The sequence below is a fragment of the Planomonospora corallina genome (assembly GCF_042650625.1).
GTDB classification, from domain to species: domain Bacteria; phylum Actinomycetota; class Actinomycetes; order Streptosporangiales; family Streptosporangiaceae; genus Planomonospora_B; species Planomonospora_B corallina.
In genome coordinates this window covers 47272-68142 of the sequence record NZ_JBHSBM010000042.1, presented here as the reverse complement: position 1 = coordinate 68142, position 20871 = coordinate 47272, and the positions used below count along the sequence as shown (strand labels likewise).

Genomic DNA, 20871 nt, shown 5'->3' with positions numbered 1-20871 from the left:
CCGGCGAGATCGAGCGCGCCCTCGCCGCGCACCCGCCGCCCTCCGTGCCCTGCCACAACGACCTGCTCCCGGCGAACCTCATCCGCTGCGGGGACCGGGTGCGGATCGTCGACTACCAGCTCTCCGGGAACGGCGACCCCGCCTTCGAGCTGGGCGACGTCGCCGCCGAGGCGGAGTACGACCCGGGCCTCACCGCCCGGCTGGCCCGCGCCTACTACGGCGAGGACGACCCTCGGCTGGCCGCCCGGGTCCGGCTCAACCTGATCATGTCGAACGTCACCTGGACCCTCTGGTTCTCCGTCCACCACGGCCTGCTGCGCGAGCAGGCCGCCGCCGCGGACTTCGACTACGAGACCGAGGCCGCGGGGAAGTTCGCGCGGGCCGTACGGGACCTCGGCGACCCGGGGTTCGCACGGCTGATCGACGACGTCCGGGGCGTGCGCCCCGGCCCCACCACCCCCCGCATCACGCAAGGAGGCCCGTATGACCGAACCGGCCCCGGTGGACGAGGACGCGAAACGCCTCGCTGAACTCGGCTACAAGCAGGAGCTGGCCAGAACCTGGAGCGGCTTCTCCAACTTCGCGATCTCCTTCTCGATCATCTCGATCCTGGCCGGCTGCTTCACCACCTTCGGCCAGGCGTGGAACAACGGCGGCCCGGTCGCCATCTCCTGGGGCTGGCCGCTCATCTCGGTCTTCATCCTGATCATCGGCCTGTGCATGTCCGAGCTGGTCTCGGCCTACCCGACCGCCGGCGGCATCTACTGGTGGGCCGCGAAGATGGGCCGGCCGGTGCACGGCTGGTTCACCGGCTGGTTCAACCTCATCGGCCTGATCGCGGTCACCGCCTCGGTCGACTACGGCTGCGCGACGTTCATGAACATCACGATCAACCGGTTCGCGCCGGGGTTCGAGATCTCGCTCGGCAACACGTTCATCCTGTTCGCGGTCGTCCTGGTGCTGCACGCGCTGATCAACATCTACAGCCACCGGCTGATCTCGCTGCTGCAGAACGTCTCGGTGTGGTGGCACGTGTTCGGCGCGGCCGCCGTGGTGGCCATCCTGGTCTTCGGCCCGGACTCGCACCAGTCGCTCTCGTTCGTCTTCACCGAGACGATCAACAACTCCGGCTTCTCCGACTCGTCCTACTGGTTCTACGTGCTGCCGCTCGGCTTCCTGCTCACCCAGTACACGATCACCGGCTTCGACGCGTGCGCGCACGTGTCGGAGGAGACCCGGGGCGCGTCCACGGCCGCCGCCCGCGGCCTGTGGCAGTCGATCTTCTACTCGGCGATCGGCGGCTGGATCGTGCTGCTGGCCTTCCTGTTCGCGGCCACCGACGTGGAGGCGGTCAACGAGGCGAGCGGCTTCGTGGGCGCCATCTTCGAGAGCGCGCTGCCCGGCAACCTCGCCACCGCGATCTTCACGATCTCCACCGTCGGCCAGTTCTTCTGCGGGATGAGCTGCGTGACCTCGATGTCCCGGATGACCTACGCCTTCGCCCGGGACGGCGCCATCCCGGGCTGGCGGCTCTGGTCGAAGGTCGACGCCAACCGGACCCCGGTCAACGCGATCGTCCTGGGCTGCGCGGTGGCGCTGCTGCTCACCCTGCCCGCGCTCTACGAGGCTCCGGGCGGGGCCCCGCTGGCGTTCTACGCGGTCGTCTCGGTCGCGGTCATCGGCCTGTACCTGGCGTTCCTGATCCCGATCTGGCTCCGGCTCCGGATGGGCGACCGCTTCGAGCCCGGCCCGTGGACGCTGGGCGCCAAGTACAAGGTGATGTGCTGGATCGCGATCATCGAGATCGCCGTGGTCTCGGTCTACTTCGTCATGCCCCTGGTCCCTCAGGCGGTGCCGTTCGGCGAGGACTTCACCTGGACCGCGGTGAACTACGCGCCGATCGTGCTGGGCGTGATGGTGCTGGGCGTGGGCCTGTGGTGGGCGCTGTCGGCCCGGCACTGGTTCACCGGGCCGCGCCGTACAGTCGACGGCTCACCCGGCTCACCCGGCTCACCCGGCGCGCCCGAGGTCTCCGGCGAGTCGGAGCCCGTCGGCTGACGGTCCGCCCGGCCGGCCCGGCACCGGTTGACCGGGCCGGACGGACGGACCGGGCGGGCCGGGCGGGCCGTACGGGTCGGGCGGGCCCGCGGGGACGCCCCGCCGTCCCCGGTCATCCCCGCGGGGCGGTCAGCTCGGGGCGCCGCGCCAGCAGGACGCCGAGAGCGGCGTACCCGACGAGCAGGTGGCCGCCGCCGACCCAGCGCGAGACGCCGTCACCGAAGATCGCCAGGACCGGGAGGGTCACCACGACCCAGCTCTCGGCCAGCAGCGGCCACCAGCGCAGCGGCCCGCGCCACCGCCCCGCCACCGCGATCTTCACGGCGATCACGAACATGCCGAGCATGGACAGCGGCCAGAACACGTCCAGCACGGCCAGCCACGCGTCGTCCTGGTAGGCCTCGGGCAGCGCCCCGTGCAGCAGGGACCAGACGGAGGCGGGCGCCAGCAGCACCGCCTCGGCCTTCAGCATGCCCCTGGAGACCCGCGTGGCGCCGGTCGCCATGGTCCTCATCTGCACGGCGAGCAGGGCGAACAGGCCGAGCTGGAAGACCAGCCCGGTCAGGTCGCCGACGCGTCCGGCGAACCCGCCGGACGTGGTGCCGTACAGGAAGATGCTCGCCGCCCAGACGGCCGCGCCGCCGGTGAGGGCGAGGCCGAGGCGGCGTACGGTGCCGGGCGCGATGGGCGGCGTTCCGGAGGACGGGACGGCGGGCACGTCGGTGCGCGCTCGGGCCGGGGATGTGCTGATGCGGGCGTCCATGGGGACCGGTTCCTCTCTCGGGGACCTGCTCGGGGCGCCGGGTGCGCCGCCGTGGGACCAGGTTCGGCGCGGCGCGCCCCGGGCCGGCAGAGTCCCGCGCCCCGATGTCCCGGGACGCCCTCCGGGACCGCGGCCGGGACAGGAGTCCCGGGACATAAGTCCACAAATCGGATGTAATGCATGCCGTGACGAGAACGGAAAGCAGCCGGGCGGCCACCACCGCGGCCCTCGCCTCGGTCGTGGCCGCGACCCTGATGACGGCGGTGACCGTGGCCCTGGACGTGCGGAGCGCGCACGTGCGGATCCCGGCCGCCGCCCAGCTGGAGCCCGGCTGGCCGACGGCCCTGACCGGCCTGGCGCAGCTCGTGCCGGGCGCCCTGCTGCTGCGCCGGCTGCCCCGCCACCCCGTCGCCTGGGTGCTGACCGGGTTCGGGCTGCTCTGGATACTCGACGCCCTCGCCGCGAGCTGGGCGGTGCACGGCGTCTACGTCTCACCCGGCGCGCCGGGGACCTCGGCGGCCTACTGGTTCTACGCGCGGTTCGGGGCATCGCTGCTGCTCTCGCTCCCGCTGCTCATCCTGCTCTTCCCCGACGGGCGGCTGCCCGCCTCCCGCCCGTGGCGGGCGCTGTCGGCGGTGAGCCTCGCGCTGACCGGGCTGCTGACGCTGCTGCTGGTGACGGTCCCGGCGCAGGCGCTGGTGCGCTTCCACACGACCCCGCTGCCGCCGGAGATCGCCCGGCTGGACCTCGACCCCTTCGTCGTCGCGCTGCCGTACACGTTCTGGGAGGCGGCGCTCCGGATCGCCTACGTCGGCGCCCTGGTGAGCCTGGTGGTGCCGTTCGCGGTGACGGTGCGCCGCTACCGGGCGGCGGGCCGGGAGCGGCGGGCCCAGATCCGCTGGCTGATGTGGGCGGCGCTGGTGGACATGCTCGTGCTGCTGCTCCCGCTCCGGGTGCCGCCGCAGCTCCCGGCGCTGCTGTTCGGGCTGTCCGTCGCCATCACCTCCGCCGCCGTCCTCGTCGCGGTCACCAAGTACCGGCTCTACGACGTGGACCGGCTGCTGTCGGCCACCGTGACCTACGCCCTCCTGGCGGGCCTGGTCGTGCTGGCCGACGTCGCGGTGTTCACCGCCGCCGGGCGCGTGCTCGGCGAACGGGACTCCGCGCTGGCCGCGATCGCCATCGTCGCGGTGGTCTACGCGCCGCTGCGCACCCGGCTGGCGCGGGCGGTGCGGCGGCTGGTGCGCGGGACCCGGGACGATCCGTACGCGGCGGTCTCGACCCTGGCGGAGCGGCTGGAGCTGGCCACCGACCCCGGCGGGCAGCTTCTCGCGGTGGCCGCGACGCTGACCGAGGCGTTCCGGCTGTCCTACCTCAGGGTCGAGATCGAGGGGGCGGGCGGGAGCCGCTCCGTGGTGGAGCACGGCTCACCGCGCGGCGAGCCGGTGGCGCTGCCGGTGGCCTACCGGGGCGAGGTGGTGGGCCGGCTGCTGCTGTGCCGTACCGACCTGACGGAACGCGACCAGCGGCTCCTCGGCGACCTCGTACGGCAGGCCGCGGCGGCGGCGCGCGCCAGTGAGCTCAGCACCGACCTGCAGCGCATCCGCGCCCGGCTCGTCCTCGCCCGGGAGGAGGAACGGCGCAGGCTCCGCCGTGACCTGCACGACGGCCTCGGCCCCAGCCTCGGCGCGGTGGCGCTGCGCATCGAGGCCGCCAGGAACCTGGCCGCGACCGCGCCCGAGCGGGCCGACGCGATCCTCGCGGAGACGGCCGCGGAGGTCGGCGGCGTGCTGGCCGACGTGCGCAGGCTCGTGCACGACCTGCGCCCGCCCGCTCTGGACGAGCTGGGCCTGCTGCGCGCGATCGAGCAGCAGGCGGAGCGTTTCCGCTCCCCCGGGCTGGACGTCGTGGTCGGCGGCGAGGGGCCGCTGGAGACGCTGCCCGCGGCGGTGGAGGTCGCGGCCTACCGTATCGTGGCGGAGGCGCTGGCCAACGTGGCCAGGCACGCGGGCGCCGCGCGGTGCGAGATCACGCTCGCCGTGCGGGACGGGAGCCTGCGCGTGACGGTGCGCGACGACGGCTCGGGCATCGGGCCCGAGGTGGCCGCCGGGGTCGGCATGCTCTCGCTGCGCGAGCGCGCGGCCGAGCTGGGCGGCGACTGCGGGGTCAGCTGCCCCGCGGAGGGCGGGACGCTGGTGGAGGCGCGGCTCCCGGCCGGGCAGGCGATGGAGGTGGCGGATGTCTGACGGGACGATCCGGGTGCTGCTGGCCGACGACCATCCGGTGTACCGGGACGGCCTCGCGCTGCTGCTCGGCTCGGTCCCCGGCATCGAGGTGGCGGCCACCGCCGCCGACGGGCTCGAGGCCGTGGCGCGGGCCGCCGAGACGGACCCGGACGTCGTGGTGATGGACGTGAGCATGCCGGTCCTGGACGGCATCGAGGCCACTCGCCGGATCGCCGCCGCGAGCCCGCGCGTCGGGATCGTGATGCTGACGATGTCGGAGGAGGACGCCACGCTGTTCGCCGCGATGCGCGCGGGCGCCCGGGGCTATCTGCTCAAGGGCGCCGGGCAGGCCGAGATCGTCCGCGGGATCACCGCCGTGGCCCACGGGGAGGCGATCTTCGGTCCGGGCATGGCCCGCCGCGTGGCCGACTTCTTCTCCGGCGTCGCGGCGGCCCCGGACGATTCGGTGTTCCCGCAGCTCACGCCCCGGGAACGGGAGATCCTCTCCCTCGTCGCCGCCGGGCGGTCCAACGCGCAGATCGCCTCGGCGCTGTTCCTGTCGCCGAAGACGGTGCGCAACAACATCTCGAACATCTTCGCCAAGCTGCACGTCGCCGACCGCGCCGAGGCCATCATCCGGGCCAGGGACGCGGGCCTGGGCCGCTGAACGGCTCAGGCCGCCTCGAAGGCCTTCGCCACCGCGGCCCGGACCTCGTCCATCGCGGCCGGGACGGACTCGCCCGCCAGCGAGGTCATCCGCACGTCGGGCATGCCGCAGGGCACCGCCCAGTTCCACGGGGTCAGGTCGCCGTCGACGTTGAGGGCGAACCCGTGGCTGGTGACGCCCCGGCTCTGCCGCATGCCGATAGAGATGATCTTCCGGCCGGTCCGGCTCGTCCACACGCCGGTGAGCAGCTCGGAGCCGGGAGGCGTGTCCCGGCGCTCGGCCGGCAGGCCCAGCGCGTCCAGCGCCTCGACCAGGCGGAGCTCGACCTCGCGCACGTAGTCGACGATCCCCTCGCCCTCGTCCAGCTTGACGATCAGATAGCCGACCAGCTGACCGGGGCCGTGGTAGGTGAGCTGCCCGCCCCGGCCGGTGCTCACGACGGGGATGCCGCGGGACGGGTCGGGCAGGTGCTGCTCCGGCGTGCGCCTGCCGACGGTGTAGACCGGCGGGTGGCTGAGCAGCCAGAGGGTGTCCGGCCGCTCGTCGCGCTGCCGCTCGCCGACCAGGCCGGCCATGCGGTCCATGGCCGTCTCGTAGTCGACCAGGTCGTCCTGGATCAGGGACAGGGGGCGTTGCCTCATGCCCCGAGTCTATTTTCCGGCGGCGGCCTCACGGCCCCGGCCCCATGGACCGTCCCGCCGTACCGCCTCGCCGCACGGCCCACCGGCCCGCGGGGCCCATCACCGGTACTGCTTCTCCGGCGCCTTCGGCATGAGGATCCACAGGGCCACGTAGGCGATCCAGAGCGGCCCCGGGATGAGCGAGAGCAGCAGCCAGAGCACCCGCACGAGCGTGGGCGGCAGGCCCATGCTGTCGGCGATGCCGCCGCAGACGCCAGCGATGATCTTGTGGTCTCTTGAACGGTGCATGGTGCCTCTCCCCGGTTCGTTCGGTTTCGTCTGTGAAACGAGCGACGGAGAGATCCCCGTTCCCCCGGCGTCCCTGAGAAAACCCTGACAGGGTCGGGGATCCCGCGGCAGGCCGGGGCGCTGCCATGACACCCGGGCACCACATCCGTCGACCTCTGTAACTATTCGCGCATCTCCATCCCCGGCCCCTAGGCGGGAATGATCGGGCACGGTACGTTCCGCTCTAGTACGGAATGGGAACCCCCCACGCACACTCCCAAGGAGCGCCATGCGCCTGAGATTCCGACGCGGAACGGCCGCAGGCATCACCCTCGCCGCGGCCCTCGCTCTTCCTCTTGCCTTCACCCCGCCGGTCGCCGCGACGACGACCGACGTCCCGGAACTCTTCGCGTCCGTCCTGTCCGAGCGGGTCAAGGGCAAGAACGTGCGCAAGCACCTGGAGAAGTTCCAGCAGATCGCCGACGCCAACGGCGGCAACCGCGCCGCGGGCACCCCCGGCTACGACGCCTCCCTCGCCTACGTGCAGGACAAGCTGCGCAAGGCCGGATACCGGACCTCGACCACCGACGTCGAGTTCCCGGTCAAGTGGGAGGAGTTCTCCCCCGCGGTCCTGCAGCAGGTCTCCCCCGAGGCCAAGACCTACACCGTCGGCACCGACTTCGTGACCGTGCACTCCTCCGCAGGCGGGGACGTCACGGCCCAGGTCCAGGCGGTCGACGCGGTCATCCCGACGCCGGAGACCCCCAACACCTCCACCGCGGGCTGCGAGGCCTCCGACTTCGCCGGCTTCGTGCCCGGCCGGATCGCGCTGCTCCAGCGCGGCACCTGCCCGTTCGTCGACAAGGCGACCAACGCCAAGGCCGCGGGCGCCGCCGGTGTGATCTTCTTCAACGAGGGCCAGCCGGGCCGTACCGAACCGCTGGAGTTCGACATCGTCGAGTGGCGCTTCGGCTTCCCGATCGTGATGGCGAGCACCGCCGTCGGCCTCGACCTGGCCGACAGCCCGGGCACCACCGTGCGCCTGAAGGTGGACGCCAAGACCACGGTCGGCACCACCAAGAACCTCATCGCCGAATCCCGGCGGGGCGACAAGAACGAGATCGTGATGGTCGGCGCGCACCTCGACGGTGTGCCCGAGGGCGCCGGCATCAACGACAACGGCTCCGGCAGCGCCGCCGTCCTGGAGACCGCGCTGAAGCTGTCCGACGTCGCGACCAAGCAGCGGCTCCGCTTCGCCTTCTGGGGCGCCGAGGAGCTCGGCCTGCTCGGCTCCGACCAGTACGTCGCGGGCCTGTCGCAGGCGGAGAAGGACAGGATCCGGCTCTACCTGAACTTCGACATGGTCGCCTCCCCGAACGACGTCACCTTCCTCTACGACGGTGACGACTCCGACGCCGAGGGCGCGGGCCCCGGCCCGGCCGGTTCGGCGGAGATCGAGAAGCTCTTCGAGAGGTTCTACGCCAAGCGCGGCCTGTCCTTCGAGGGCACCGACTTCGACGGCCGCTCCGACTACGGCGCCTTCATCGCCAACGGCATCCCGTCCGGCGGCATCTTCACCGGCGCCGAGGGCATCAAGACCGCCGAGCAGGCGGCCAAGTTCGGCGGCACCGCCGGCGCCCCGTACGACCCCTGCTACCACGCGGCCTGCGACGGCATCACCAACATCAACGCCGCCGCGCTGGAGCGCAACTCCAAGGCCATCGCCTACTCCACCGCCTACTACGCCTACAACCTGGCCGGCATCCCCGACCGGAACACCGCCGCCGCCACCACCCTGGCGAAGTCCGCCGCCGCGCCCGTCCGCGCCCACGCGCACGCGCACGGCGAGCCGGCCAAGTAGACCGCGCGTGAGCCGACCGCGGACCGCGTGCACCGCGGACCCGGTCGACCGCACGCCGAGCCGGCCGCGGCGATCCGCCGCGGGGCGGCCCTCCCCGTCCGGGAGGGCCGCCCGCCCGCGCACCACCACGCTGTACGGCGCGCCCCCGCATCCCGGGTGCGCGCCGCTCGGGGACCCCCCTCACCCCCCCACCCGAGGAGCATGAATGCGCACTCTCCGGACCATCGGGACGGCTGCGGCCCTGGCCGTCCCCCTGATGCTCACCCCCCTGACCGCGACCGCCTCATCGGCCGCCGCGGCCCCGGACATCTCCCTGACGGCCGTCAAGTCCCACCTGAGCCAGTTCCAGTCCATCGCGACCGCCAACGGCGGCAACCGCGCCCACGGCCGCCCCGGCTACCTGGCCTCCGTCAACTACATCAAGGGCCTACTGGACGGCGCCGGCTTCACCACCACCGTGCAGTCGTTCACCTACAACGGCGCGACCGGCTACAACCTCATCGCCGACTGGCCGGGCGGCGACCCGAACGACGTCCTCATGGTCGGCGCGCACCTCGACAGCGTCGCCTCCGGACCCGGCATCAACGACAACGGCTCCGGCAGCGCCGCCATCCTGGAGACCGCGCTGGAGGTCTCCCGCCAGGGCCTGAACCCGGCCAAGCACCTGCGCTTCGCCTGGTGGGGCGCCGAGGAGCTGGGCCTGCGCGGGTCCCGGCACTACGTGAACAACCTCCCGGCCGCCGAGCGCTCGAAGATCAAGGGCTACCTCAACTTCGACATGGTCGGCTCGCCCAACGCCGGCTACTTCGTCTACGACGGCGACGACTCCGACGGGGTCGGCGCGGGTCCCGGCCCGGCGGGCTCGGCCCAGCTGGAGAAGACGCTCCAGGACTACTTCGCCTCGATCGGCGTGCCGACGCGGGGCACCGACTTCGACGGCCGCTCCGACTACGGGCCGTTCATCAGCGTCGGCATCCCCGCCGGAGGCACCTTCACCGGCGCCGAGGGCGTCAAGACCAGCGCCCAGGCCACGCTCTGGGGCGGTACGGCGGGGCGGGCGTTCGACCCCTGCTACCACCGCTCCTGCGACACGACGTCCAACATCAGCGACACCGCGCTGGACCGCAACGCCGACGCGATCGCCTACGCGGTGTGGACGATCGCCGCGTCCACCCCTCCGGCGGCCGTCTGGCAGGACACGTTCGAGACCGCGACCGGCTGGACCGCCGACCCGTCCGGCACCGACACCGCCACCTCCGGCCAGTGGGAGCGCGGTGACCCGGCCGCCACCTCCTCCAGCGGGACCAAGCAGCTGGGCACCACGGTCAGCGGCGTCAACGACCTGGTCACCGGGCGCCTGGCGGGCTCCTCGGCCGGGTCCTACGACATCGACGGCGGCGTGACCAGCATCCAGTCGCCGGCGATCACCCTGCCGGCCGACGGCACGCTGAACCTGTCGTTCTCGTGGTACCTGGCGCACGGGTCGAACTCCTCCAGCGCCGACTACCTGCGGGTCAAGGTCGTCGGCTCCTCCGGCACGACCCAGGTCTTCCAGCAGCTCGGCGCGGCCGGTGACCGCGACGGCGCGTGGAACTCCGCCGAGGTGGACGTCTCCGCCTTCGCCGGGCAGAGCGTGCGGATCCTGGTCGAGGCCGCCGACGCCTCGGGCGCCTCCCTGGTGGAGGCCGGGATCGACGACGTCACGATCACCCGCCGGTAGCGAGCCGGTAGTGAGGAGGTCGGGCGCGGGCGCACGCGTGCCCCGGGCCCGACCGCTCCGGCAGAGGCCGCCGGCGCCCGCGTTCCGGACCCGCGTGGCTCCCGCCCGGGAGGTCGCCCGGGGCGCAGGAGCACGGGGGATCCCGCCGGGGCACGGCGGCCTCACCCGGGCGGGCGGGGTGACCCCGTCCGCCCGGGGGGCGCCGCTCCCGGCGGGCAGCGACTCCCGGCGGGCAGCGCCGGGCTAGGCCCCTCCGCCGCGCCCCTCGTCACCCGCCTCGCCGGTCGTGTCCTCCTCGCGCTTCTCCCCGGCCTGTCCCTGCTCGGCGACCGACCGCAGCAGCGGATCGTTGTCAGCGGTCTTGGGCTGGTTCTCCTCGGGCATGCTCATGGTCCCCCCATGCCCTCCTCGTTTGCTCTAACACCAAATAGGGCATTTGTGCATGTTCATATCGTTCATCCAGGGGCAGCCCAAGACAGGAGAGCAGGGGACCCCTCCGACCGGAAGACCGGCCCCGACGACCACGGCGGGCCGGGTTCTCCCGGCAGGCGATCGCCCTCGGAACCGGAGAGGGCCCGCACAGGAGAAGCCGCTCACACGGCGAGGAGAAGAGAACACCATGACCCAGCCACAGCAACCCGAGCTCCGCAGATCCGGTGGAGCGCCGACGAACGACGAGAACCTCGACGTCATGCCCGAGACGCCCAGCGGCTCCGCCAAGGGCGGCCGCGCGCACGGCACGGACAAGGGCGACAAGGGCGGCGGCGAGGGCGGCGGCGTGCCGCCGGACCAGCAGCCGCCGTGGCCGTCGTGACCACCCGTACGGCACGCCCGGTACACATCACCCGTACGGCACCGCCCGTACGGCACCGCGCCATGGGCCGATGCCCCCGCCTCCGGCCGGAGCATCGGCCCATGCGCTAAATGCGACTGTTTGTCCGTTTTGTCCGGGGTAAGAATCCGGCGAGCGCGAACAGAGGAGGATCCCATGAGCAGGACTGTGGCCGACGTGATGACGGCCGAACCGGCGACTCTCGACGCGAGCCAGCCCGTCTCCGCCGCGGCTCAGCTGATGGTCAGCCAGGACACCGGAGCGGTGATCCTCACCGACGACGGCCATGTCAGCGGGATCGTGACCGACCGCGACATCGCCGTGCGCGTCGTGGCCCAGGACAAGGGCCCCGACACCCCGGTCCGGGAGGCGTGCAGCGAGGAGCTCACGACGGTCGGGCCCGACACCAGCATCGAGCAGGTCGTGCAGCTCATGCGCGACAAGGCCGTCCGGCGGATACCGGTCGTCGAGAACGACCACGCCGTCGGCATCGTGAGCATCGGCGACCTGGCGGTCGACCGCGACTCCGACTCGGCCCTGGCCGACATCTCCGCGGCGAAGGGCAACCGCTGACGGTCCGTCCCCGGCCGGGGCCGCCCTGCGGCGGTCCCGGCCGCGGCGTGCCCGGCGGCGCGGGCCCGGCGGCGCGGGCCCGGCGGCGGTGAGCTCGTCAGCGCGGGCCGCCCTCCCCCGCTCCGGCGGGCCGCCCCGTCCGTCCCCGGGCCCGGCGGGCCGCCCCGCCGTCCGGCGGACCCATAGGTCCCCGCGATCTGGGCATGAGCCGCCGTACGGACGAACCCTCGGCCACGAGGGCGGGAAGACGAGGTGAACACGTGGTGTCGCGACCGACCGTCATCACCAGCCTGGAGGAGCTGGCCTCCCTGCTGAACGAGCGGCGGGGGCTGTTCATCCGCTGGTCCCGGGACCTGGAGAAGGACGAGGCCGAAGGGTGCAGCCGGGACTCCCTCACCGGGGCCGCGCTGCCCGGCCTGTCCGCCAACCCCCTGGACGTGGAGGACTGGTGGGGGGACCGCCCGGCCCGGCTCTGGGCGGCCCGGCGCCTGCACGACTACTCCCACCTGCGGCGCGAGCGCGGACCCGGGGTCCAGGCGTGGGTTTTGTCCGGGCGCGAGGTGGGCCGGGGCCCCGACAACGAACCCCTCATCCAGTGCGACGAGCCGGTGGCCATCGTCGACGAAGCCGTCATGAAGGAGGCCGAGGAACTGATCGACAGCCAGGGGTCGGACGCGTGGGGCCCCCTGGACCGCGAGTCGAGCTGAGCCTTCCGCGCCCTTCCGCGCCCTTCCATGCCTTCCGTGCCCTCCGATATCGGCCTTATGGCCGGGTCACGGCCGTCCCGCGCCTCCGCTAACCTCGCGTAGGTCACGCCCGCCCGGCACGGAAGGCCTCCAACGTTGATCGGCTGGTTCGAAGCGGTGGTCCTCGGACTCCTTCAGGGACTGACGGAGTTCCTGCCCATCTCCTCCAGCGCCCACATCCGGGTCGTCTCCGCCTTCCTCGGCTGGAAGGACCCGGGAGCGGCCTTCACCGCCGTGATCCAGCTCGGCACCGAGGCCGCGGTGCTCATCTACTTCCGCAAGGAGATCTGGGAGATCATCTCCACCTGGACCCGGGCCCTGTGGACGCCGGCCCTGCGCGCGCACCACGCCGCCCGGATGGGCTGGTACGTGATCGTCGGCACGCTCCCCATCCTCGTCCTGGGCCTGCTCTTCGAGGAGAAGATCGACACGATCTTCCGGGACCTGCGCCTGATCGGCACCACGCTGATCGTCTTCGGCCTGATCCTCTGGCTCGTCGACCGCTCCGCCCGCGACAAGCTCACGCTGGAGCGGCACCTCAGCTTCACCCACTCCATCGTGTACGGCCTCGCCCAGTCCCTCGCCCTGATCCCGGGCGTCTCCCGCTCCGGCGGCACGATCACCGCGGGCCTGCTGCTCGACTACCGGCGGGAGGAGGCCGCGAAGTACTCCTTCCTGCTGGCCATCCCCGCCGTGCTGGGCGCGGGCGTGCTGAAGCTGTTCGACATCGGCGAGGAGCAGGCCCCCGCCTGGGGGCCGACCATCCTGGCGACCGTGATCTCGTTCCTGGTCGGCTACGCGGCGGTCTCCTGGTTCCTGAAGTACATCAGCACCCACCGCTTCACCGGCTTCGTGATCTACCGGGTGGTCCTCGGCCTGGTGATCATCGCCCTGGTGAGCTTCGGCGTCCTCGACCCCTCCGCCGGCCAGGGCTGAGAGGGCTGAGAGAGACGCGGCGCCGGCCCGCGCTGAGCAGGAACGCCGCGTCCGGCCCGCGCCGAGACGACCGCGGAGTCCGGGTGTCCTCAGCGTCCGGACTCCCCGCCTCCGTCCCGCCCGGCCCGGATGCCCTCGTCCCGCCCGGCCCGGATGCGGGCGGCCTGCCGGTAGGCCGTGATCACCGCCGCGTACATGGCGGCCGGCGCGAGCACGAGAGCCGGCAGCCCGCCCGCGGCGGGCGGCACGAAGAGCACCGCCAGGGCCGAGAGCACGGCGACCCCCACCCAGAGACCCGGGGCGCCGGGACGGCTCACCAGCGCTCCCTCCACTCGTACCAGGGGCCGTGCAGGTGGACGTAGGAGTAGGAGGACCCCTCCCCCTCAGGAGGCGCCCCCGAAGGGCTCCAGGCGAAACCGTGCCTGTCGAGGAAGCCGGTGTCGGCCACCTCGAGGAGCACCGCGTTCCCGGCCCTGTCCACCGACGCGATCGGGTAGAGACCGACCCGGCGGTCGCCGCCGTCCCCGGGCTCGCTCCCGGCCGACACCTCCCGGGCGAACCGCTCCAGGCTCGCCTCTGAGAGCGCGAACCGGGCCGAGAAGGGCACCTCCAGAGCGATGAGGCCGGAGACGGCCACGACCATGAGCGGCGCCGCCGCCCAGCGCACCCAGTGCCGGCGCAGGCCGGGGCGGCCGTCGGCGCGCAGCAGCCCGACGGTGAAGCGGGGGATCCAGACCACCGCGAGGGCGAGGAGAGCGAGGGCGCCCCCGGCCTGCGTGAGAAGGTGGCCGCCGGGCGCGCTGGCGCCGTACAGCGTGAGCAGGCCCGCGAGCGCGGTGGCCGGAAGGAGCCAGCGGCCGGGCGGGCCGGTCAGCGCCCGGGTGAGCGCCGGGAGTGGGGGCTCCGGCGAGGGAGCCCGTCCCGGCGGACCCGCCGCGGTCGGCACCTCCCGATACGGGGGCCGCTCTGGGGCGTTCTCAGTCATATGGCCCCCATTCTGTCCGACCGCGGGCGGGTCCGGGTCCGCCGGCTTCGACCGCGCCGAATCCGGCATGGTCGAATAACGGTGTGATGGCGAAGAGAGAACGGGCGGCGGGCCCGATGTCCGGCGGCGGACGGGACCGGCGTCCGGAGTGGTCGGGCCTGCCCGTGCGGCATGCCCTGCCCGAGCTGCTCTCCGCCCTGGACGAGCACGGCGCCGCCGTCCTCGTCGCGCCGCCCGGCACCGGCAAGACCACGCTCGTCCCGCTCGCCCTGGCAGGGCTCCTGGACGGAGCCGGTCCGCACGGCGGCCGCGGCCGGGACGGAGATCAGAGCAGGGACCAGGGCAGAGATCAGGACAGAGATCAGGACAGAGCCCAGGAGAGAGACCAGAGCAGGGACCAGGACGGCGGCCCGCGCGGGACCCCGGACCCGGGCGACGGCGTCGACGGAGTCCCGCCCCGGGGAAAGGTCCTCGTGGCCGAGCCGCGCCGGATGGCGGTGCGGGCCGCGGCCCGGCGCATGGCCTGGCTGCTGGGCTCGGAGGTCGGGGCCGAGGTGGGGCTCGCGGTGCGGGGCGAGCGCCGCAGCGGACCGGGCACCCTCGTCGAGGTCGTCACCACCGGAGTCCTCCTTCAGCGGCTCCAGCGCGACCCCGAGCTGGACGGCGTGCACACGGTCCTGCTCGACGAGTGCCACGAGCGCCACCTCGACGCCGACACCGCGCTCGCCTTCCTCCTCGACGTCCGCGCGACCCTCCGCCCCGACCTGCGGCTGATCGCCACCTCCGCCACCGCCGACGCCGGGCCCTGGGCCCGGCTCCTGGCCACCGGGGAGAGCGGTGAGGGGACGGCCTCCGGCGGCACCGCCCGGGATCCCGGAGGGACCGCCGGAGCTCCCGCCCGCCCCGGATCGCGGACGCCCGGGCCGGAGCGGACCGGGGAGTGCGATGGGACCGGCCCGCGGACGCCCGGACCGGCGGTCCCGATCGTCCGCGCCCAGGGCATCATGCACCCCGTCACCCCGATCTGGGCGCCGCCCGACCGGCCGGCGGCCCCGCCGCACGGCCTGCGGGTGGATCCCGCCTTCCTGGCCCACGTCGCCTCCGTCGTACGGCGGGCGCTGGCCGAGCAGGAGGGCGACGTGCTCTGCTTCCTGCCCGGAGTCGGCGAGATCGGCCGGGTCGCCGGACTGCTGGCGGACCTCGACCACCCCGGCGGGCTGAGGGTCCTCCAGGTCCACGGCCAGGCCCCGGCCCGTGTCCAGGACGAGGTGCTCTCGCCCGGCGGCGCCCGGCGGGTGGTCCTGGCCACCTCGGTCGCCGAGTCGAGCCTGACCGTGCCCGGGGTCCGCGTCGTGGTCGACTCCGGCCTGGCCCGGGAACCCCGCACCGACCACGCCCGCGGTCTCGGCTCGCTCACCACGGTCCGCGTCTCGAGGGCCTCCGCCGACCAGCGGGCCGGGCGGGCCGGCCGGGAGGCGCCCGGCGTCGTCTACCGGTGCTGGCTGCAGGCCGAGCACGACCGGCTCCCGCCGCACGCCCGGCCAGAGATCGCCCTCGCCGACCTGACCGGGTTCGCCCTACAGGCGGCCTGCTGGGGCGACCCCTCGGCACGGGGCCTGGCCCTGCTGGACCCGCCCCCGCCCGCCGCGCTGGAGGCCGCCCACCGCACCCTGCTCGCCCTCGGCGCCCTGCACACCCCCGGCGCGGCCTCCCCCGGCGGCGCCCGCGCGGACGGCCCTGCGGCGGCCTCCCCGAGCGGCGCCCGCGCGGACGGCCCTGCGACGGCCTCCCCCGGCGGCACCGGGCTCCGCGTCACCGGCCGGGGCCGGGCGATGGCCGCGGCCGGGGTGCATCCGCGCCTGGCGCGGGCCCTGATGGACGCCTCCGGGCAGGTCGGCGAGCGCGCCGCCGAGGTGGTCGCGCTGCTGTCCGAGCAGCTTCCGCGGGACGCGGGCGACGACCTGGTCGCGATCTGGCGCGCCGCCCGCCGGGGCGGCGACGCCTTCGCCGCCCGCTGGCGGCAGGAGGCGGGGCGGCTGGCGCGGGCCGTGCCGCGTGCCGTACCCGGGCGGAGCGGGGCGCCGGAGCGGGTACGGCCGGCGACCTCCGGACCCGGCGGGGACCCGCCCGGCGGTCGCGGCACGGGCGGACCGCGGAGCGATGACGGGGTGGCCGGGCTCGTGGTGGCGCTGGCCTACCCGGAACGGGTGGCCAGGCGGCGGGGCGGGGCCTACCTGATGGCCTCGGGGACCGCCGCCGAACTGCCCGCCGGGTCCCGGCTCGGCACGGCGGAGTGGCTCGCCGTCGCGGTCGCGGACCGGCCCGCGGGCTCGGCGGCGGCGCGGATCCGGCAGGCCGTGGTGATCGACGAGGAGACCGCCCGGCTCGCCGCGGCCCCCCTGCTCACCCGCGCCGACGAGGTCGCCTGGCGCGTCCCGCCCGGGGAGCGGCAGGGCGACGTCTCGGCCCGCCGCGTCGAGCGCCTCGGCGCGATCGAGCTGTCCTCGGTCCCGCTGCGCGACGCCGGCGTCCGGCCCGCCCTCCTGGAGGGCCTGCGCGCCGAGGGCCTGCCGGTCCTGCGCTGGAGCCCCGAGGCGGTGGCGCTCCGCGAGCGCCTGGCCTTCTGCCGCCGCGCGCTCGGCGACCCCTGGCCCGAGGTGGACGACGAGGCCCTCATCGCGGCCGCGGAGCTCTGGCTGGAGCCCGAGCTGTCACGGGCCCGCCGCCGCGCCGACCTGGAGCGGATCGACGTGGCCGCGGCCCTGCACCGGCTGGTGCCGTGGAGCGTCCGGCTGGACGAGACGGCCCCCGAGCGGATCGAGGTGCCGAGCGGGTCGCGGATCAGGATCGACTACTCGGGTGAGCGGCCGGTCCTCGCGGCCAAGCTGCAGGAGCTGTTCGGCTGGGACAGCGCCCCCCGGGTGGCGGGGGTGCCGCTGGTGGTGCACCTGCTCTCCCCGGCGGGCCGCCCGGCGGCGGTCACCTCCGACCTGGCGTCCTTCTGGCGGGAGGGCTACCGCGCGGTCCGCGCCGAGCTGCGCGGCCGCTATCCCAAGCACCCCTGGCCGGAGGACCCCCTCTCGGCCGCCGCCACCCGCCGCACCAACCCGCGCCGCTGACGACGACCGCGCCACCGCGCGCCCCGGCTCCGTACGGGCTCCGGCTCCGTACGGGCTCCGGCACCGTACGGACTCCGGCACCGTACGGACTCCGGCACCGGATCAGACGGGCAGGCGGTCCCAGGTGGGGGCGATGTCCTCCAAGCGGGTGACGGGCAGGTCCCAGGAGCGGATGGTGCCGCCGAGGGCGGCGGCGAGGGCGACGGCGGCCTGGTAGAGCCGCTCCACGTCCGGGTCGTCCGGGCCGGTGGGGCGCATGTCCAGGTCGATCGCGTGGTCCGCGTCGTCCTCGCCCGTCCAGTCGGAGTCGGGGCGGCTGTAGTTGACCTGGATGCGCTCCTCCTCGGCTCCGATGCGGCACATGCCCAGGTCGTGGTCGTGCGCGACGGACCGCTCCCCGAGGATCGGGCGCACCAGGGCGGCCACCTCCTCGCAGTCGAGCACGGCGCGCCTGCCCAGGTTCACCTCGACGTCCACGGCGTCGTCGAGATCGGCCGCCGGGTGCAGCGCCCCGCCGAGGCGACGGGCGAGGCCGTTCAGCAGGAAGGTCCCGGCGGTCCGGTGCCCGCCCCCGCAGGCGATGACCGCCCCGCGCCGGTCGGCGGGCACGCGCGCCCTGGCGGCCTGCTCCTCGGTGAGCTCCGTCCAGCGGATCTTGGTCCCGCGCACGACGAACCAGTCCCCCGAGCGCGTCAGGCCGGGGTCGTACTGGCGGAGCAGGTCCTCCAGCCGGGCCGGCTCCGGAGGCCGGTAGGTGAGCAGGGCGGGATGGCGGCGGATCTGTCGTGCCGTGCGATCGAGGAACCACATGCCCGCCAGTGTGCCGTGCCCGACTTGAAACTCACTTGGAGCCCGGTCCACGCGGCCGACCGCCGTACGGGGGTACGCGCACGGCCGCTTCATGGGCTATCTTAGTGATATCACTTCGATAGTCTCCCGATAGCAGAGGTGGATCCATGGAACGACCCGCATTCCGGATCAACGGCTTCCTCGTCCTGGCCGTCATGCTGGTGCTCGCCGCGGCCCTGGCCGCGGTCGTGGTGGCGGCCGGCTGGACCGAATCGGTCGTGGCGCTGTTCGCCACCGCGGGCCCGTGGGGCATCGCCGCGATCGTCCTGCTCAGCGGCTTCACGGTGGTCAACCCCAACGAGGCGAAGGTCGTGCAGTTCCTCGGCCGCTACGTCGGCACGGTGAAGGACACGGGATTCCAGTGGGTCCTGCCGTTCACCACCAAGCAGCACGTCACCCTGAGGGTCCGCAACTTCGAGACGGCCAAGCTCAAGGTCAACGACGCCGACGGCAACCCGGTGGAGATCGCCGCGGTCGTCGTCTACAAGGTCACCGACACCGCCAAGGCCGCCTTCTCCGTCGACGACTACGAGGAGTACGTCGCCATCCAGTCCGAGGCGGCGGTGCGCCACCTCGCCACCAGCCACCCCTACGACGCCCACGAGGAGGGCCGCACCAGCCTGCGCGACGGCGCCGAGGTCGCCGGGGAGCTCACCACCGAGCTGCGCGAGCGCACCGAGCTGGCCGGTGTGGAGGTCCTGGAGGCGCGCATCACCCATCTGGCCTATGCTCCGGAGATCGCCCAGGCGATGCTGGTCCGCCAGCAGGCGGCCCAGGTCGTCGCGGCCCGCACGCACATCGTGTCCGGCGCCGTGGGCATGGTACGGCTCGCACTGACGAAGCTGGCCGAGGAGGGCGTGGTGGACCTGGACGAGGAGCGCAAGGCGCAGATGGTCTCCAACCTGCTGGTCGTCCTCTGCGGCGACCGGGCGACCCAGCCGGTGGTCAACGCCGGCAGCCTCTACTCCTGACACCATGCCAGAGCGCAAGAAGCTCCTCCTCAGGCTCGATCCGGCCGTCTACGAGGCGATCGCCAGGTGGGCGGCCGACGACCTGCGCAGCATCAACGCCCAGATCGAGTACGCGCTGCGCCTGGCGCTCAAGGAAGCGGGCCGCACACCGCGCAAGGACCCGCCCCAGGACACGTCATCCGATTGAGACACAGGGCACTTCCCCTACGAGTGCCCATGGGACGACACTCGGTACATGTCGTGGGTGGGTAGGTCCGCAACGGAGATCGCACAGGCCGTACGGCAGGGCAGGGCCACCGCTCCGCAGGTCGTCGAGGAGCACCTCGCCGTGATCGCCGAGCGCGACGGGCGCGTGGGGGCGTTCCGCACGGTCCGGGCCGAGGCGGCGCTCGCCGAGGCCCGTGCCGTGCAGGAGCGCCCGGACCTGGCGGAGCTGCCGCTCGCCGGGGTGCCGGTGGCGGTCAAGGACAACGTCGCGGTCCGCGGCGAGGCCCTCCGCAACGGCTCGGCCGCCACCCCGGACACCCCCGCCCTCGACGACCACCCCGTGGTGGCGCGCCTGCGCGCGGCGGGCGCGGTGGTCGTCGGCCTCACCAACGTGCCGGAGCTCTGCCTGGCCGGCTTCTCCGACAGCGTGTACGGCACGGCGCGCAACCCCTGGGACCCGTCCCGCACGCCCGGCGGCTCCTCGGGCGGGAGCGCCGCCGCCGTGGCGGCCGGCATGGTGCCGATCGCCCACGGCAACGACGGGCTCGGCTCGCTCCGCATCCCGGCCGCCTGCTGCGGCCTCGTCACGATCAAGCCCGGCCTCGGGCTCGTCCCCCCGCCGGAGCACCACTGGCACGGCATGTCGGAGAACGGCCCGCTCGCCACGACGGTCGCCGACCTCGCCCTCGCCCTGGCCGTGATGGCCGGCGACATGTCGCTGGCCACTCCCGGCGAGACCGAGTCCCTCCCGGTGGACGAGGAGATCGACGACTACCCGGGCGGGCTGGTCCCGTCCGAGCCGGTCCGGCTCCGCGTCGCCGTCGCGCCCCGGCCGCTCCCGCCCGGGTTCGCGGTGGACCCCGAGTTCCAGAAGGCGGTCACCGACGCCGCCCGCGCGCTCGGCGAGGCCGGGCACACGGTCGTGGAGCACGGTGCCCGGATGCCCCTCTGGCTCGGCTCCGCCGCGGTCGCCGCCTGGTTCGCGTGCGCCCGCGAGGACGCCGCGGAGCTCGACCGGCACCGGCTGGAGCGGCGCACGAAGGCCCTGGCCCGGACCGGGAAGATGCTGCGCGCGATCGGGATGGACGGGGCCAGGGGCCGCGACCGCTGGCGGGCCAACGGCGCCGACCAGTGGTTCGGCAACGCCGACGTGCTCGTCACCCCCGCGCTGGCGGCGGTCCCGCCGCCCGCCCGCCGCTGGGGCGAGCGCGGCCTGCTGGCCAACGCCCGCGCCAACCTGACCTACGCCCCCGCCACCGCCGCCTGGAACCTCGCCGGCTGGCCCGCCATGACCGTCCCGTACGGCACGCACTCCACCGGCCTGCCCATCGGCGTGCAGCTCGTCGCGGCCCCCGGCGGCGAGGCCCAGCTCCTCACCCTCGCCGCCCAGCTGGAGGCCGCCCGCCCCTGGCCCCGCCACGCCCCCACCGGCTGACGACGGCGCGAGGTGC

General features: G+C 74.1%; 21 protein-coding genes. 14 read left to right on the top strand and 7 right to left on the bottom strand.

Features of this window, described 5'->3' with window-relative positions:
* Together ACFOWE_RS28840 and ACFOWE_RS28835 are read left to right on the top strand one after the other, a co-directional pair.
* A partial coding sequence (locus tag ACFOWE_RS28840) for a phosphotransferase family protein (protein WP_377293343.1) occupies positions 1 to 530 on the top strand: 530 nt, incomplete at its 5' end.
* On the top strand, positions 484 to 2058 hold the full coding sequence (locus ACFOWE_RS28835; RefSeq protein ID WP_377293341.1) for an amino acid permease: 1575 nt from the start codon (positions 484 to 486) through the stop codon (positions 2056 to 2058). The genes ACFOWE_RS28840 and ACFOWE_RS28835, both read left to right, overlap by 47 nt.
* A 112-nt stretch (positions 2059 to 2170) precedes the next feature.
* Here ACFOWE_RS28835 and ACFOWE_RS28830 read toward each other — a convergent pair whose 3' ends face one another.
* A complete protein-coding gene (locus ACFOWE_RS28830; protein ID WP_377293339.1) occupies positions 2171 to 2821 on the bottom strand; it encodes a hypothetical protein in 651 nt (216 codons plus the stop codon).
* 185 nt (positions 2822 to 3006) lie between these two features.
* Between ACFOWE_RS28830 and ACFOWE_RS28825 the strand changes: the two genes are divergently transcribed.
* Both ACFOWE_RS28825 and ACFOWE_RS28820 read left to right on the top strand, forming a co-directional pair.
* Positions 3007 to 5067, top strand: coding sequence for a sensor histidine kinase (locus ACFOWE_RS28825; RefSeq protein ID WP_377293337.1), 2061 nt, complete (start codon positions 3007 to 3009; stop codon positions 5065 to 5067).
* Entirely contained in the window at positions 5060 to 5713 is a 654-nt protein-coding gene (locus ACFOWE_RS28820) for a response regulator (RefSeq protein WP_377293335.1), read from the top strand. Before ACFOWE_RS28825 ends, ACFOWE_RS28820 begins: the two co-directional genes overlap by 8 nt.
* Before the next feature lie 5 nt (positions 5714 to 5718).
* Here ACFOWE_RS28820 and lipB read toward each other — a convergent pair whose 3' ends face one another.
* On the bottom strand, positions 5719 to 6354 hold the full coding sequence (lipB, locus tag ACFOWE_RS28815) for a lipoyl(octanoyl) transferase LipB (protein WP_377293333.1): 636 nt from the start codon (positions 6352 to 6354) through the stop codon (positions 5719 to 5721).
* Positions 6355 to 6453: 99 nt separating this feature from the next.
* Entirely contained in the window at positions 6454 to 6642 is a 189-nt protein-coding gene (locus tag ACFOWE_RS28810) for a PspC domain-containing protein (RefSeq protein ID WP_377293331.1), read from the bottom strand.
* A 268-nt stretch (positions 6643 to 6910) separates the two neighbouring features.
* On the opposite strand from ACFOWE_RS28810, the gene ACFOWE_RS28805 reads away from it, so the two are divergent.
* Together ACFOWE_RS28805 and ACFOWE_RS28800 are read left to right on the top strand one after the other, a co-directional pair.
* Positions 6911 to 8482: a M28 family metallopeptidase gene (locus ACFOWE_RS28805; protein WP_377293329.1), complete on the top strand. Its 1572-nt coding sequence runs from the start codon at positions 6911 to 6913 to the stop codon at positions 8480 to 8482.
* Between the two features lie 205 nt (positions 8483 to 8687).
* The gene (locus ACFOWE_RS28800) at positions 8688 to 10202 is read left to right on the top strand and encodes a M20/M25/M40 family metallo-hydrolase (protein ID WP_377293327.1); all 1515 of its coding nucleotides are present in this window, start codon (positions 8688 to 8690) and stop codon (positions 10200 to 10202) included.
* Positions 10203 to 10445: 243 nt separating this feature from the next.
* Here the strand turns inward: ACFOWE_RS28800 and ACFOWE_RS28795 are convergent, their stop codons facing one another.
* On the bottom strand, positions 10446 to 10592 hold the full coding sequence (locus tag ACFOWE_RS28795; protein ID WP_377293325.1) for a hypothetical protein: 147 nt from the start codon (positions 10590 to 10592) through the stop codon (positions 10446 to 10448).
* Between the two features lie 229 nt (positions 10593 to 10821).
* Between ACFOWE_RS28795 and ACFOWE_RS28790 the strand changes: the two genes are divergently transcribed.
* From ACFOWE_RS28790 to ACFOWE_RS28775, 4 genes are all read left to right on the top strand, one after another.
* The gene (locus ACFOWE_RS28790; RefSeq protein WP_377293323.1) at positions 10822 to 11016 is read left to right on the top strand and encodes a hypothetical protein; all 195 of its coding nucleotides are present in this window, start codon (positions 10822 to 10824) and stop codon (positions 11014 to 11016) included.
* Between the two features lie 174 nt (positions 11017 to 11190).
* Positions 11191 to 11607 carry a CBS domain-containing protein gene (locus tag ACFOWE_RS28785; RefSeq protein WP_377293321.1) on the top strand — a complete coding sequence of 139 codons (417 nt, stop codon included), beginning with the start codon at positions 11191 to 11193 and terminating at the stop codon, positions 11605 to 11607.
* 263 nt (positions 11608 to 11870) lie between these two features.
* Positions 11871 to 12314 carry a DUF6098 family protein gene (locus ACFOWE_RS28780; protein ID WP_377293319.1) on the top strand — a complete coding sequence of 148 codons (444 nt, stop codon included), beginning with the start codon at positions 11871 to 11873 and terminating at the stop codon, positions 12312 to 12314.
* 135 nt (positions 12315 to 12449) lie between these two features.
* Positions 12450 to 13289, top strand: coding sequence for an undecaprenyl-diphosphate phosphatase (locus tag ACFOWE_RS28775; RefSeq protein ID WP_377293317.1), 840 nt, complete (start codon positions 12450 to 12452; stop codon positions 13287 to 13289).
* 89 nt (positions 13290 to 13378) lie between these two features.
* On the opposite strand, the gene ACFOWE_RS28770 is transcribed toward ACFOWE_RS28775, so the two are convergent.
* The gene (locus tag ACFOWE_RS28770; RefSeq protein ID WP_377293315.1) at positions 13379 to 13606 is read right to left on the bottom strand and encodes a hypothetical protein; all 228 of its coding nucleotides are present in this window, start codon (positions 13604 to 13606) and stop codon (positions 13379 to 13381) included.
* Positions 13603 to 14274 carry a hypothetical protein gene (locus ACFOWE_RS28765; protein ID WP_377293313.1) on the bottom strand — a complete coding sequence of 224 codons (672 nt, stop codon included), beginning with the start codon at positions 14272 to 14274 and terminating at the stop codon, positions 13603 to 13605. Before ACFOWE_RS28765 ends, ACFOWE_RS28770 begins: the two co-directional genes overlap by 4 nt.
* Before the next feature lie 116 nt (positions 14275 to 14390).
* On the opposite strand from ACFOWE_RS28765, the gene ACFOWE_RS28760 reads away from it, so the two are divergent.
* Positions 14391 to 17393 carry an ATP-dependent RNA helicase gene (locus ACFOWE_RS28760; protein WP_377293480.1) on the top strand — a complete coding sequence of 1001 codons (3003 nt, stop codon included), beginning with the start codon at positions 14391 to 14393 and terminating at the stop codon, positions 17391 to 17393.
* 102 nt (positions 17394 to 17495) lie between these two features.
* On the opposite strand, the gene ACFOWE_RS28755 is transcribed toward ACFOWE_RS28760, so the two are convergent.
* Positions 17496 to 18203 (bottom strand): hypothetical protein, encoded by a 708-nt coding sequence (locus ACFOWE_RS28755; protein ID WP_377293311.1) that lies wholly within the window; start codon positions 18201 to 18203, stop codon positions 17496 to 17498.
* A gap of 146 nt (positions 18204 to 18349) precedes the next feature.
* On the opposite strand from ACFOWE_RS28755, the gene ACFOWE_RS28750 reads away from it, so the two are divergent.
* Genes ACFOWE_RS28750 through ACFOWE_RS28740 form a run of 3 tightly spaced genes read left to right on the top strand, consistent with a single transcriptional unit; the run spans position 18350 to position 20855 of the window.
* Positions 18350 to 19213 (top strand): SPFH domain-containing protein, encoded by an 864-nt coding sequence (locus tag ACFOWE_RS28750; RefSeq protein WP_377293309.1) that lies wholly within the window; start codon positions 18350 to 18352, stop codon positions 19211 to 19213.
* A gap of 4 nt (positions 19214 to 19217) precedes the next feature.
* A complete protein-coding gene (locus ACFOWE_RS28745; protein ID WP_377293307.1) occupies positions 19218 to 19400 on the top strand; it encodes a hypothetical protein in 183 nt (60 codons plus the stop codon).
* 48 nt (positions 19401 to 19448) lie between these two features.
* A complete protein-coding gene (locus ACFOWE_RS28740; RefSeq protein WP_377293305.1) occupies positions 19449 to 20855 on the top strand; it encodes an amidase in 1407 nt (468 codons plus the stop codon).
* The last annotated feature ends 16 nt before the right edge of the window (positions 20856 to 20871 follow it).